Origin of the sequence: Paraburkholderia franconis, from assembly GCF_009362735.1 — a bacterium.
In the GTDB taxonomy this organism is placed as follows: domain Bacteria; phylum Pseudomonadota; class Gammaproteobacteria; order Burkholderiales; family Burkholderiaceae; genus Paraburkholderia; species Paraburkholderia franconis.
Genome location: NZ_WHNP01000029.1, coordinates 17,457 through 31,066, shown reverse-complemented (window position 1 = coordinate 31,066; position 13,610 = coordinate 17,457). Strand labels below are relative to the sequence as shown.

Here is a 13,610-nt window from a genome sequence, read left to right as displayed (position 1 = left end):
GCAGGACTTAGACGGTGACGCAGTGACTCGGGCAGCAGATCATGTCCTGGTAGTCGAGGACATACATAAATCATTTGGTGAAAACGAAGTGCTTAAGGGTATTTCCCTAACCGCAAAAAAGCACGACGTGATCTCGATTCTGGGGAGTAGTGGCTCCGGTAAAAGCACGTTCCTTCGGTGCATTAACCTCCTCGAAACACCGGACACTGGGACGATTAGGGCGAACGGTGAAGTGATCTCCTTGCGTCGAGACGGTGGCGATCGCCAAGTTGACGCGCGAAAAGTTCGCATGCTTAGGCGGAACATGACGATGGTGTTCCAGCAGTTCAACCTCTGGGCTCACATGACTGTATTAAGAAATGTGACTTTCGCCCTGACGCATGTTCTTCAGATGTCGCGTAAGGACGCAGAGGACGTGGCCATAGCCAATCTCGAAAAGGTCGGTATGGCTCACAAGCGTGACGCTTACCCTATTCAACTTTCCGGAGGGCAACAGCAGCGCGTAGCGATTGCCCGTGCCTTGGCCATGGAGCCGGAGGTGATGCTTTTCGACGAACCTACATCTGCCCTGGATCCTGAACTCGTTCAGGAGGTTCTAAAAGTCATGCGCGCCCTAGCTGACGAAGGGCGCACGATGCTTGTGGTCACACACGAAATGGACTTCGCTCGCGAAGTAGCGAATCGTGTTTTGTTTTTCCATGAAGGGCGCATTCTGGAGGACGGATCGCCAGACGATGTGTTTAACCGACCGGCGAGCGACCGGTTCAAGGCATTCGTCTCCCGCCGGCCAATCTCGATCATCAACACCCAAGGCAAATAACATGAATATCCTGACCAAGATCCTCGCAGTGGTTCTCTGTTCGACGTTTGGCGTGCAGATGGCGAACGCAGAGCAGGTAGTTCGGATCGGCACCGTGCTGGACCAGGCGCCGTTTGAGTATCGCGACAGCGCCGGCAAGGTTGCTGGCATTGAGGTTGCCCTCGGTAATGCCATGTGCGAAATCATGAAGGTCAAGTGCCAATGGGTCACGATGGACTTCGACGCTCTGATTCCGGCACTGAAGGCGAAAAAGATCGATGCAGCTTTCGCGCAAATGACAATCACCAAGGAAAGGCAGAAAACGCTGGATTTTTCGAATCCGGTGACTTCAGCACAGGTACAGTACGTCGCGAAGACCGGTTCGGGGATTACTGAAGATCCCAAGACACTGAAGGGCAAAACGGTTGGTGTGCAGAGCGGCTCTATTCAGGAGGCATATATGCGCGCCCGGTTATCGGAGGTTAACACAAAGGTGTACCAGACCGTTAACGAGGCCTACCTCGACCTTCAGGCAAATCGGATCGACGCTGTGCTAGATGATAAATCTGCTGAATACGACTGGATACAGAAACAGGGGAAGCAGGCGGGATACGACTATGCCGGAAAGCCTATTACTGACGCGGAGATCTTCGGCCCCGGCACCGGTATCGCCGTTCGCAAGGGCGACACACAATTGCTTTCGATGATCAACGGCGCCCTCAGCAAGATTATGGCAGACGGGACGTTTGCAAAGGAAACCGGGAAGGTCTTTCCGTTCTCAATTGCCCCGACGCAGTAACGTCTGCCACGCCTTTTATAGATAACCGAGGAGCCCATGAACCCGCTTCTTCTGTACGGTGCACAGCTCGCCCAGGGCGCGCTGGTGACTTTAAAACTCGCAGTTTGTGTTCTTGTTCTGGGCCTGTCTTCTGGACTTGTTCTGGCCTGGCTTAAAGGTTCGCGGCACAGATTTGTGAGAGTCCCTGTCGACATTGCGACGAGCATTATCCGAGGTATTCCAGAATTTCTTATCATTTTGGTGATCTACTTCGGCCTCTCGATGCTCGCTGATAACTTCGGCGGAGCGCTGGAGATAACGCCGTTCATGGGCGGTGTGATAGCACTTGCTATCGTGGTCGCCGTATTCTCGTCGGAAATCTACCGGGGCGCGTTCGCCGCTGTCCCGAAAGGACAACTCGAAGCAGCTGATGCCTACGGCGTATCGAAAATCGCGACGTTCATGCTGATCCGTTTGCCGCAGGCATGGCGAATCTGCCTGCCGAGTATCAACAACATGTGGCAGTCGGTGATCAAGGACACTTCGCTCGTGTCTGTGATTGGACTGGAGGACATGCTGAAGAAGGCGGACATCGCTGCGCAGTATACGCGGCAGCCGATGCTCTTCTATTGCGCAGCGGCGGTCATTTATTTTCTTATGTTGACGCTTTCGGTTCCTCTCTTCCGACATCTGGAAATGCGTGCGTCACGTGGTTACACGAGAGGTTAATTCGATATGGACATATTTCAGGGTTATCTCGACCTCGTTAGCGATTACGGGACGAGGCTCGCGTTCGCAACGCTAGTGTCGATCGAATTGCTGGCCATCTCGGCTGTGTTCGGATTTCTGATCGCGATTCCGGTTGGCGTTGGGCGTACCTCTAGATACAAGCCATTCTACTGGGCAAGTTCGACGTATTCGTCGGTGTTCAGAGGCACGCCGCTCCTAGTGCAGCTATTTGTGATCTATTACGGAATCGCGCAGTTCGAGAGCCTACGCTCGTCGTTTGCATGGCCATTTTTTAGCAACGCGTTCTGTTGCGCAGCGCTTGCCTTGACCCTTAACCTCGGAGCCTACATGGCGGAGCACATCAGGGCGGGAATCATTTCCATACCTGAGGGCGAGACGGAGGCGGCGCTGGCGTTCGGGTTCGGGAAGTTGCGTATGTTGGCCGGCATCATCGTTCCGCGCGCACTCAGGGTGGCTACACCCGCGCTAACCAACGAAGTCATCGTCCAGCTTAAGGCCACGGCGCTTGCCAGCACAATAACCGTATTGGATCTAACGGGGCTGGCGAGACGACTTTCAGCACAGTCGTACACCTTGGATCCCTTCATTTTCGCCGCCGTGATCTATGCCAGTTTGACCCTTGTTATCGCGACAGTCTCGCGCATGCTCGAGAGTCGTGGAAATCGATACCTCGCGCTATCGCCGAAGCGCGCGTAGCTGATCCAGAATATCCCGACGCCGCGTCGGGTGTCCGCAGCCCCGCACGCAGGTAGCGTCCGGGGCTGCAGTTGCTTCTGGCTGCTTCATCTGGACAAACAATAAATAGGGGCTGACCATTCGGTAACGCCGAAGGCATAACTGATGGCATCTTGATGCAAAAGCAGTCCGTTCTGGTCAAAAGCAAATTTTTTGTTTGGTCAAGAATGCATCACAGTTGACGCGATTCGTTACTGCCTTCCTGTTGACAGGGATTGCGTCGGCTCACTGCAAATCGGACCCTTACGACGGCCATGAAGACTGTACCGCTGCTCAATATCGAACCCTTAACACCCGACGCGTTTGCTCGTTATGGTTGGGTGCTGGGAAATCCCGTGGCGTACGGTAGTGACCAGCCGTTTTACAACAGCGATACGTTCTCGATATGGCGGGAGCATTTGTTCGATGCAGGTGCGCCCAACGAAACAGAGATCCTTTGGAGCCGTTTTAAGGATGGCGATCTGACGGTCCGAAGCCTTGAAACGCGCTGGTTAACACAGGAGGCGGTGGTTCCTCTCACTGGACCCTTGATCCAGATCGTTGCGGTAAGCGACGAGTCGGGTGAACCCGACATCGATTCCGTCAGGGCATTTATCGTCCCCGTCGGCATGGGGACTTGCGTGCGACCGCAGTCGTGGTACGCGATCCGTATTCTCGGTGATGAGGTCGAAGCCTTCGTGCTTTCGCGACGCTCGGCCACAAACGATTTGATCGCGCATCGCCGCGCGGGTCGCCCGACGGCACAGAGCAAGCTGAGATCAATTGCTGCTCGGGAAGTGGTCAGATATTTGAAGTGACTTACTTGCGGAGACACAGGTAAGTGGATGTGACGTTAGTAAATTTACTCTTAATAACACCCTTTTAAGGTGATGGCATGCGAAACGTAAGTTCAATCCGATACTTCATGGCCCTCTCTGCGGTTTCTGTGGCAACTGCGGCTCTCTATTCGATGCCGGCCGTAGCTGATCAAACCGTGATAATCGGTCATGTCGCACCTCTGACAGGTCAGGTTGCTCAGCTCGGCAAGGATAACGAAAACGGCGCTCGGCTCGCGGTGGAAGAAATCAACGCAAAGGGTCTGGTAATCGGCGGTCAGAAAGTGACCTTGCAGCTGGACGGGGAGGATGACGCAAGCGACCCCAAGACGGCGACTCAGATTGCTCAAAAACTGGTAGACGAGAAAGTAGTGGCAGTCGTCGGCCACATGACGTCAGGCACGTCCATTCCGGCATCCCGCATCTATAGCGACGCAGGCATCGTGCAGGTCTCGCCGTCTGCTACCAATCCTACCTTTACGCAGCAGGGCTTTAAAACAACGTTTCGACTTGTAGCGACCGATGCGCAGCAAGGCCCGGCGCTGGCGAAATACGCGAGCGCACAGATGAAGGTAAAGACTGTTGCGATCGTCGACGATTCGACGGCGTACGGCCAAGGTCTGGCGAGTGAGTTCGAAAAGGCGGCGAAAAGCCTTGGCATCCAGGTTGTGTCGCGTGATGCCACGAACGACAAGGCCGTGGACTTTCGCGCGATTCTGACGAAGATCAAATCTGAAAAGCCTGACGCAGTCATGTATGGCGGCCAGGATGCTACAGGTGGGCCGTTCGCCAAACAGGCGGCACAGCTTGGTTTGCAGGCAAAAATTCTTTCGGGTGACGGAGTCTGTTCTGACCGACTGGCGTCGCTCGCAGGTCCAGCAGCCAATAACGTCGTATGTTCACAGCCTGGCATGTCGCCGGAAAAGATGCCGGAAGGAACTGCGTTCAAGGCGAAGTATCAGAAGCGTTTCGGGCAGCCGATGGAGATCTATGCTCCTTTCACCTACGACGCCGTGTACATCCTTGTCGATGCCATGCGCCGTGCCAATTCGACCGATCCGGCGAAAATTCTTGCTGCAATGCCGGCGACCGATTACAAGGGGGTCACGGGCGAGACGAAGTTTGACCCCAAGGGAGATATCCGGAACGGTGCAATCTCCATCTTCACGTATCGAGGCGAGAAGAAGACATTCGTCGACCAGGTTCAGATGTAAGAGAGGCGCACCGGCCGTAGCGCCGGTGGTGCTCACTTCTTCGAGCACTGCGTTTCAGCTATTCCTGCACACCGACACTTTCATGAACGAGCCCTGAGGGTTGAAGGGCAGGGCTTCGGCTTGCCAAACGAGTTGTGCAGGTAACACACTTTTAACGAAAGAGATTAGCAATGTCAGATTCCTTTTCCTCTACCGGTCAAAACATTGGGACAGGCGCACTGCCGATCTCGCTCGATTGGGTCAAGCGACTCGTGTCGATCGATACCGTCAGTCGGAATTCGAATCTCGGGTTGATTGAGGAGGTTCGCGATTACCTGACCAAACTCGGGATCGTCTGCACACTCACGTATCACAAGTCCCAGAACTGGGCGAACCTTTTCGCTACCATCCCCGCCGCAGACGGCCGCGCTCACGGCGGCGTGGTGCTCTCGGGACATACCGACGTGGTCCCTGTCGATGGTCAAAACTGGTCAACCGATCCCTTTGTACCGGAGATCCGGGACGGTAAGTTGTACGGCCGCGGCACCTGCGACATGAAAGGGTTTATCGGCGCGGCACTGGCGCTTACCCCGGACATGCTTGCGACCAGGCTGAACAAGCCGATCCATTTTGCATTCTCCTTCGACGAGGAAGTGACATGTGCGGGCGCCCCGATCATGATTCAGGAGATGATGGAGCGAGGCATCAATCCTGACGGATGTATCGTTGGCGAGCCGACCAGTATGCGTCCCATCGTCGCCCATAAAGGCATCAACGCTTATCGCTGCTGTGTGCGCGGTCACGCCGCGCACTCGTCGCTCACGCCGCGCGGTTTGAACGCGATTGAGTACGCAGCGCGTCTCATCTGTCACATCCGGGATACGGCGGACAGCTTTAAAAAGAACGGTCCGTTCGACGAACTGTACGACGTACCGTTCACGACGGCTCAAACTAGCACGATTTCCGGCGGGATCGCGATGAACATCGTGCCGGCTGAGTGCAACTTCGAATTCGAGTTTCGAAATCTTCCGACGATGGATCCGAAGCCGATTTTCGCCGAAATTGAGAACTATGCCCACTCGGTGCTGCTACCGAAGATGCGCGCAGAACATCCGAACGCGTCGATTGCTTTCGAACTCATCTCGGATGCGCCCGGTCTGGACGAGGCAGAAGAGGCCGCGGTGACACAACTGGTGCAGGCGCTGACGGGCGACAGGGAAAAAAGGAAGGTGGCTTACGGTACGGAGGCCGGCCAGTTCCAGCAGGCAGGTGTTCCGAGCATCATTTGCGGTCCAGGCGACATCGACCAGGCTCACAGGGCGGACGAATATCTCTCGCTCGACCAGTTGGGGCGCTGCGAGGATTTCATGAGGAAGTTCATGCACAGCATGTCTGTCGCCTAATAGCGAGATCATAGGGAAGAGGGCTGGAAAATAGCAAAATCAAAGACCCAGCCCGAGACATTGGGGATTGATACATAAAGGAGGGGGCATGAGGAATGAGGCAAATGCGGTAGCCTCGTCAAGCAGTTCGTTTGTGAGCGGTGTCGGACATAAACCCGGCCTGCATCGAGGGCTTTCCAATCGGCATATTCAGCTCATCGCAATTGGTGGTGCGATCGGAACCGGGCTGTTCATGGGCGCAGGAAAGATGATCTATGTTTCAGGCTCATCTATTCTGCTTACCTACATGATTATTGGGTTCTTTCTTTTCTTCGTGATGAGAGCGCTGGGTGAACTGCTCCTGTCTAATTTGGAATTCAGAAGTTTTGCAGACTTTGCGTCGTATTATCTGGGCGATTGGGCGGGATTCTTCGTGGGCTGGTCCTATTGGATGACGCTTGTTATCGCCGGGATCGCGGACTTTATCGTTGTGGGCGGATACTTTAAATTCTGGTTCCCGGAATTATCTGGCTGGATTCCGGGGATGGCCACGCTCGCGGGGCTTTTCTTCGTCAACGTCCTTGCGGTAAAGCTGTTCGGGGAATTGGAGTTCTGGTTCGCCTTGGTAAAAATTGTTGCCATCGTGGCACTTATAGTGACCGGGATTGTGATGGTCACTACGGGATTTGCTTCACCTAACGGCATCACGGCATCCTTGACTCACGTTGTTGCGCCGGGAACGATGTTCCCGCATGGTGTGATGGGGTTCTTCGCCGGGTTTCAGATCGCGATTTTCTCGTTCGCCGGGATCGAGCTTCTCGGAACGACGGCTGCGGAGGCTGAGAATCCGCACAAGACGCTTCCCAAAGCCGTCAACGCCGTGCCTGTGCGAGTGCTACTGTTCTACGTACTTTCGTTGACCTGCATTATTGCAGTGTCGTCGTGGGCGAAAGTCGCACCGAATCGAAGCCCGTTTGTGGAGTTGTTTTTACTAGCCGGTCTGCCGACTGCCGCGGGCGTGATCAACTTCGTGGTAACCACGTCTGCCATGTCATCAGCAAACTGCGACGTCTTTTCAACGAGTAGAATGCTTTTCGGTCTTGCTGAGGAGAATGATGCACCCCGCGCATTCCGTCGGCTTTCGAAAACATCGGTCCCAGTAACAGCGTTGATTTTCTCGTCACTTTGTATGCTGGTTGGAACAGCGCTCCTGCTCGCAATCCCGGACTTGATGACCGTCTTCACGATCATTTCGACTATCGCAGCGATTTTGTTCATATTTACGTGGTGCATGATTCTGATCTCGTATCTTGCGTATCGACGTAAGCGGCCAGACTTGCATTTGAAATCGACCTTCAAGATGCCGGCAGGCATTCTGATGTCATGGTGCTGTCTCATATTCTTCGCATTCGTTCTGGCTCTGCTTGCGCTTGAACCGGATACACGCGATGCCATGGCGTTCATGCCAGTTTGGTTCGCGTTCCTGTCGGTGATGTACGTGTCTCGCTTGATAAAGAAACGGCAAAGGGAGGGATTGCGCACGTCGATACAATCGTGAGAGCCTGACTTGGTACTTGACGTACGCGCTCACCGCGTTCCTGGCAGCCGGAATGCCTTCTTTGTAAATTGGCACGTCGCGACTGCTTTGTCTTAACTTGGAGTAGGGCTGATGAGTGATACCTCAGGGTCCGGCCATTTCCCGAAGCTGCGAAAGTATTTCAGCCGAGGGGAGTTTCTGGATCGATTGAAGAAAGTGCGCGACGCGATGGTCGCAAAAGACATCGAGTTACTCATCGTATCCGACCCGTCCAATATGGCATGGGTATCTGGCTACGATGGATACTCGTTTTACAACCATCAATGTGTGGTTGTTTCCCTTGATTGCGAACCTGTATGGTATGGCAGGGGCCTTGACCTTAATGGTGCCAAGGCGACGGTCTTCATGGATGATGAATCTTTGGTGGGGTATCCCGAAGAGTACGTTCAGAGAGACTTGCATCCGATGGAGCACTTTTCCAGCGAAGTGATTAAGCGTCGCGGCTGGGAAGGTCTGACGGTCGGTGTGGAAATGGACAGTTTCTATTTCTCGGCGGCTACCCTTAGGACGCTGGAAAAGTTTCTGCCGAAGAACACCTGGGTGGATGCAACTGGTCTCGTCAACTGGCAGCGAGCCGTCAAGTCGGAAACCGAGCTCGAGTACATGCGCATCGGAGGCCGGATCCTCGAGAAGATGTACGATCGGGTTGTGGAGGTGATCCAGCCAGGTCTGAAGAAGAACGAACTGGTTGCCGAGATTTACGCAACCGCCATCAGGGGTATAGAAGGCTTCGGCGGCGACTATCCTTCTATTGTCCCGATCGTTCCAACAGGTGTGGAGGCGGCTACACCGCATTTAACATGGGATGACTCGAGGTTCGAGCTGGGTGCCGGCACTTTCTTCGAGATCGCGGGCGTCTATCGGCGGTACCACTGTCCTGTCTCAAGAACCGTATATATCGGCCAGCCGCCGCAGAAATACCTGGATGCGGAGAAGGCTGTGGTCGAAGGGATTGAGGCAGGACTTGATGTAGCGAAGCCGGGGAATACGTGTGAGGACATCGCTCAAGCATTCTTTTCTGCGATGAAGCGGCACGGTATCCAGAAAGGTGGCCGGGTAGGGTATCCGATTGGGATGAGCTATCCCCCCGACTGGGGCGAGCGCACGATGAGCTTGCGTGTGGGGGACCGTACGGTCCTCGAGCCAGGCATGACGTTTCACTTCATGCCTGGGCTATGGTTCGATGACTGGGGATTGGAGATCACAGAGAGTTTTGTGATTACTCCCACGGGCTCTGCATGTCTGAGCAACGTGCCTCGAAAGCTGTTTGTTAAAGATTAATTGACTATCAAGGGGATGAGTCTGTCTCCTATGCCGGACGAGTTCGGCATGCAGATTCCGACCAGATCCGGTCGGAATCGGAATAACGGAAATTATGAAATCGGACTCGTGACAGGGCTTAATGACTCACACCGTTCGATCAGTCGACCCAACGGAATGCTGCGCTCGTCGAGGAAATTACCGCGGTATCGGAGTCGTTGAGCGAGAAAGGTTAGAGATGCAGTCGACGGTAGGCTTCTTCAAGCTGCACTGATGACGGTTGAATGTGCGTTGCGCCTTGACAATCGTCGGCCCACCCAAAGCCTCGCATAGCATTGTAAGATTAGAAACTGAAAAACATCGGGCGGGTGGCGTCTGCCCGAGAGTCTTCTTTTGAGAGTTACTGTGTCGGACAAGCCATGCCGCCTGCAGACCAGCGCCTAACGCTCCTGCGACGTCAAGTTCGTAATCGTCCCCCACGTGAAGCATTTGGGCGGGCTGCACGTTAGCGAGTCTCGCAGCTTCGAGGAAGATGGCCGGGGCCGGTTTAGCCGCGCCGAAAGTTTGGGCGCTCAGTGTCGTTTGGAAGAATTCCGCACCGCCTGTAAGTCGAAGGTCAGCATTGCCATTTGTCACGGCGACCAGTGGAAAGCGCGCTTTTAGCCAGGTCAATGTGGGAACTACATCCTCGAAAAACTCAACTTTGTGGCGGGCAGCATAGAAAACTTCGTAGGCTGCTTCTGCCAGTTGTGGGTCTTCCCCGGCGCGCAATAGGGCAAGACGAATCGAGCCCAGACGCAAGCCGCGATAGTCGGAACTCAAGTCCGGCCGACTCTGATGAAATTCGTCTCGAAATGTGCGTAGGAAGTCGGGTCCGAGCAGCACGGTTGCGATCTTGGGCGCATGCTCCAGCAACCACGAATACAGCTCTGCCTCGGCGTGCTCGACCGCCGGGAGAAACGGCCAGAGTGTGTCGTCCAAGTCGAATGAAATAGCTTTGATGTTCTCGAGATACATTGCGGTCGCCTGACTGATACGCGTAATGATACTCGCAACGGGCTGCCGCGCTGTAGTTGGCAGGGGCGTACTCGGTCATCGAGAAGCGCTTATCGATACATCGCAGCCAAACGATGGTTGGTGGCCTGGTGAGGCGGGCGCGGTTGATGCTGCGGCATGGTAAAGGTCTATCGCGCAGAGGGACCGTGATCGAATTGTGATGCGCTTCGCACTTCTTCACGACGTGGCAACTTCCCGTTCGCTTGTGAACCTCCGGGCAGCAGTATGGCAGGCACCTAGGTCGCGCGCCGCGCCGTGACTTGACCTGTATCTAAACCCGCGGTTGCACGCAGTGGTGTTCTTATGGATGAGGAAACGGCTATACAGGCACTTGATCGCACCTCCGCATCGCTTGAGTTCGAGTAGATCCCAGTGACGATGAACTGGTGAGTGATATATCGCAGCGCAAAGCTTTATTTTTGGAAAGGCATCGCGGCGACGATATGTCGCCGCGAGTCTGAAAGCCAGAGTCTGTTACTACTAGGAAATTTGCGATCCAAGATACTTCAACATTGCGTCTGGATCACTGGGCCGCCGCTTCCGTCGACAGGCTTTTCACAACGCGGCTGATGAAACGCTCGCACTCGACCAACTGCTCGAGCGAAACAAACTCGTTAGCGCGGTGCGCCTGCTCAATGTCGCCAGGTCCGCACACCACGCTCGGAATACCCGCCTGCTGGAACTGTCCCGCTTCCGTTCCGTACGCCACCTTTCGGTGCTCGTTGTCACCGGTCAGTGCCCTGACCAATTTGGTAATTGCGGCTTCTTCGGAAGCATCGAACCCTGGTGCATCCGAGATAAGCTCGAACTCGATCGCCGCGGCCGGATTTTCCGCTCGCATTTTGGGCAACAGGGTCTCTAGCGCGTAAGCGTTGATCGACTCGAAGATCGGTTTCGGATCCATCGCCGGCAGATTGCGGAACTCGAATTCGAACTTGCATTCCGCTGGCACGGTATTCATGGCGTTACCGCCGACAATGGTACTGGTTTGTGCGGTGGTGAAAGGCACGTCGTAGAATTGCTCGAAGGGCCCCTGTGCACGATACCGATCCGCCATGTCGCGGATGTAGCAGATGAGGCGTGCAGCATACTCGATTGCGTTCAAGCCCCGCGGTGTGAGCGACGAGTGGGCAGCATGACCGCGCACGCAGCAGCGATACGCGTTGATGCCCTTGTGGGCCACGATCGGACGCATGCTGGTAGGTTCCCCGATGATGCAGCCGTCGGGCTTGATACCTCGACGTCCAAGATCCTCCAAAAGCAGGGGGGCGCCCAGACAGGTCACTTCCTCATCAAAGGAAAACGCAAAGTGAATCGGCTTCGCAAGTTTGGTTCGCTGCATTTCGGGCACCAGAGCCAATGCAGTGGCAATAAAGCCCTTCATGTCGCAAGTGCCACGGCCATACAAGCGACCGTCGCGCACCTCGGGCTTGAACGGGTCGCTGTCCCAATTCTGACCGTCCACGGGTACGACGTCAGTGTGACCGGATAGGACGACACCCCCGCTTGTGGATCCATCGTGAGCAGGGATGGTGGCGAACAGGTTCGCCCAGTTTCCGGTGGAGTGATATGTGAGCAGCGATTCGATGCCGGCTTGCTTGAGATAATCACGCACGGTTTCGATGAGGCCGAGATTGGAATTACGGCTGACCGTATCAATCTCAACCAGTCGTTTGGTCCACGGGAGTGAAATAGGCGATGCCGAGTCGGCGCTCGCCGATGTTTTGGACGTATCTACGCTTGACATTTTGGAACTCCATTCAGTATTTCGACGACGCGCAAACTAGCGATGCAACATACGTGATTCGCACAGTTTGAAGTCGGGAATATCGCCCGATGCGTCATTCATCGCATTGAACAAACGGTGATTTGGACGCACCTATTCGAGATGCCCAAATACGCCTCGGTTATCAGATTTTGGCGACGCGGCGCGCCTCGGCTCGCCGTGGAAACAGGCGAGTCGGTTGATACGATTTCGATCAATTAGTTCTTGACGAAAATGTCACGCGGGAAGTTCGCGAGTGTCTCGCACCCTTTTTCGGTAATGTGAATCGTCTCGCTGATCTCGATACCCCATCCGTCCATCCACATGCCGAGGATTGTATGGATGGTGTTGCCCTTCTCGAGAACCGACGTGTCACCCTGCCGCAGGCTGATGGTGTGCTCACCCCAGTCCGGGCTGTACCCGATCCCAATCGAATAGCCGATCCGAGACACTTTCTCGAAGCCGTGCTTTGCTATGGTCGCGCGCCAAGCACATTCCACTTCCTGCGCTTCAACGCCAGGACGGGCAGTGTCAAGGACTGATGCCATACCTTCGAGAACCGCCTTCTCTACGTCAGCAACCTTTTGCTGCTTTTTGCCAAGCTGCATCGTTCGCGCGAGGCCGGCAGTGTAATGGTGACAGGCGCCAGCGATTTCAAGGCTGATAGTCTCCTCTTTATCGAAGCGTCGATTGGTCCACAAAATGTGCGGTGCTGCACCGTTATCTCCGCAAAGCAGGAGAGGGGGCAGTGCGGTGGTGTCGCCTGCGTCATCTTTGAGGCCATTTGATTGCGTAGCCTGGATGGCCGCAGCTGCGTCACACTCGCGTACGCCCGGAGCGATGACCTCATAGGCGGTACGGACCGCTGCCTCGGACAGCTTCGCTGCTTTTCGCATGTAGGCAATTTCGGCCGGAGATTTGACTGAGCGCAGCCAACTGACCAGAAGATCGGCGTCGATGAACTCCGCGTCAGGCATGGCGGCGACCAGGCGCGCATGCGCCTTGGGCGAGTAATAGTAGGCCTCAAGTTCGATGCCGACTCTGCCCTTACCCCAGCCACGCTCGACAATGTGCTGGCCCACCCAGTCCATCGGATGACGGAGGGGAGTTTGCACATATGTTTCCGGAAAGCCAACGACGTTTTCTGGCTTCATCCACGCGGTCAATCTTCCGCCGACCGCGTCAACGGAGCGGCCGATCCACACCGGCTCGCCCTCCAACGGGACAGCAACGACTTGGGGCGTGTAAAAGGACCAGCCATCATAACCAGTCAAGTAATGCTGATTTGCAACATCGGTCACGATCAGCAGGTCGAGCCCGCGCTCCATCATTTTCTGGCGGGTTTTCTCCAGGCGCGATGCGTATTCGTCGCGACCAAACGGCAGAGGCACCATCTTTAGTCTCCTTTGGACTTGTGGAAGGACTACGATGTGGGCCACTCTAATCGCGGACAAAATTGATTACAGATGATCTAGATCAA

General features: G+C 55.1%; 11 protein-coding genes and 1 pseudogene. 9 read left to right on the top strand and 3 right to left on the bottom strand.

From position 1 onward, the window contains the following. Positions 1-22: 22 nt before the first annotated feature. The 9 genes and pseudogenes from GCT13_RS26875 (at position 23) to doeA (ending at position 9,330) form a co-directional block, all read left to right on the top strand. Positions 23-820, top strand: coding sequence for an ABC transporter ATP-binding protein (locus GCT13_RS26875; RefSeq protein ID WP_407670860.1), 798 nt, complete (start codon positions 23-25; stop codon positions 818-820). A 1-nt stretch (position 821) separates the two neighbouring features. Further along, positions 822-1,598 carry a transporter substrate-binding domain-containing protein gene (locus tag GCT13_RS26870; RefSeq protein ID WP_173819715.1) on the top strand — a complete coding sequence of 259 codons (777 nt, stop codon included), beginning with the start codon at positions 822-824 and terminating at the stop codon, positions 1,596-1,598. 36 nt (positions 1,599-1,634) lie between these two features. Then, positions 1,635-2,306, top strand: a complete 672-nt coding sequence (locus GCT13_RS26865; protein ID WP_087739536.1) for an ABC transporter permease — start codon at positions 1,635-1,637, stop codon at positions 2,304-2,306. Positions 2,307-2,312: 6 nt separating this feature from the next. Then, positions 2,313-3,023: an ABC transporter permease gene (locus GCT13_RS26860; protein WP_087739537.1), complete on the top strand. Its 711-nt coding sequence runs from the start codon at positions 2,313-2,315 to the stop codon at positions 3,021-3,023. A gap of 293 nt (positions 3,024-3,316) precedes the next feature. Beyond that, positions 3,317-3,859, top strand: a complete 543-nt coding sequence (locus GCT13_RS26855) for an ureidoglycolate lyase (RefSeq protein WP_152763287.1) — start codon at positions 3,317-3,319, stop codon at positions 3,857-3,859. Between the two features lie 158 nt (positions 3,860-4,017). Continuing rightward, positions 4,018-5,091, top strand: a pseudogene (locus tag GCT13_RS26850) (branched-chain amino acid ABC transporter substrate-binding protein); the annotation flags it as partial. A gap of 170 nt (positions 5,092-5,261) precedes the next feature. Further along, on the top strand, positions 5,262-6,473 hold the full coding sequence (argE, locus tag GCT13_RS26845; RefSeq protein WP_087739540.1) for an acetylornithine deacetylase: 1,212 nt from the start codon (positions 5,262-5,264) through the stop codon (positions 6,471-6,473). Positions 6,474-6,561: 88 nt separating this feature from the next. Continuing rightward, positions 6,562-8,010, top strand: a complete 1,449-nt coding sequence (locus GCT13_RS26840) for an amino acid permease (RefSeq protein ID WP_087739541.1) — start codon at positions 6,562-6,564, stop codon at positions 8,008-8,010. A gap of 111 nt (positions 8,011-8,121) precedes the next feature. Beyond that, positions 8,122-9,330 carry an ectoine hydrolase DoeA gene (gene doeA / locus GCT13_RS26835; protein ID WP_087739542.1) on the top strand — a complete coding sequence of 403 codons (1,209 nt, stop codon included), beginning with the start codon at positions 8,122-8,124 and terminating at the stop codon, positions 9,328-9,330. Positions 9,331-9,507: 177 nt separating this feature from the next. On the opposite strand, the gene GCT13_RS26830 is transcribed toward doeA, so the two are convergent. The 3 genes from GCT13_RS26830 to GCT13_RS26820 form a co-directional block, all read right to left on the bottom strand. Then, positions 9,508-10,326, bottom strand: a complete 819-nt coding sequence (locus GCT13_RS26830; RefSeq protein ID WP_087739543.1) for an HAD family hydrolase — start codon at positions 10,324-10,326, stop codon at positions 9,508-9,510. Between the two features lie 562 nt (positions 10,327-10,888). Beyond that, complete coding sequence (argE, locus tag GCT13_RS26825) at positions 10,889-12,112, bottom strand: acetylornithine deacetylase (RefSeq protein ID WP_087739544.1); 1,224 nt, start codon at positions 12,110-12,112, stop codon at positions 10,889-10,891. Positions 12,113-12,348: 236 nt separating this feature from the next. Continuing rightward, positions 12,349-13,524, bottom strand: coding sequence for a M24 family metallopeptidase (locus GCT13_RS26820; RefSeq protein ID WP_087739545.1), 1,176 nt, complete (start codon positions 13,522-13,524; stop codon positions 12,349-12,351). Positions 13,525-13,610 lie beyond the last annotated feature (86 nt).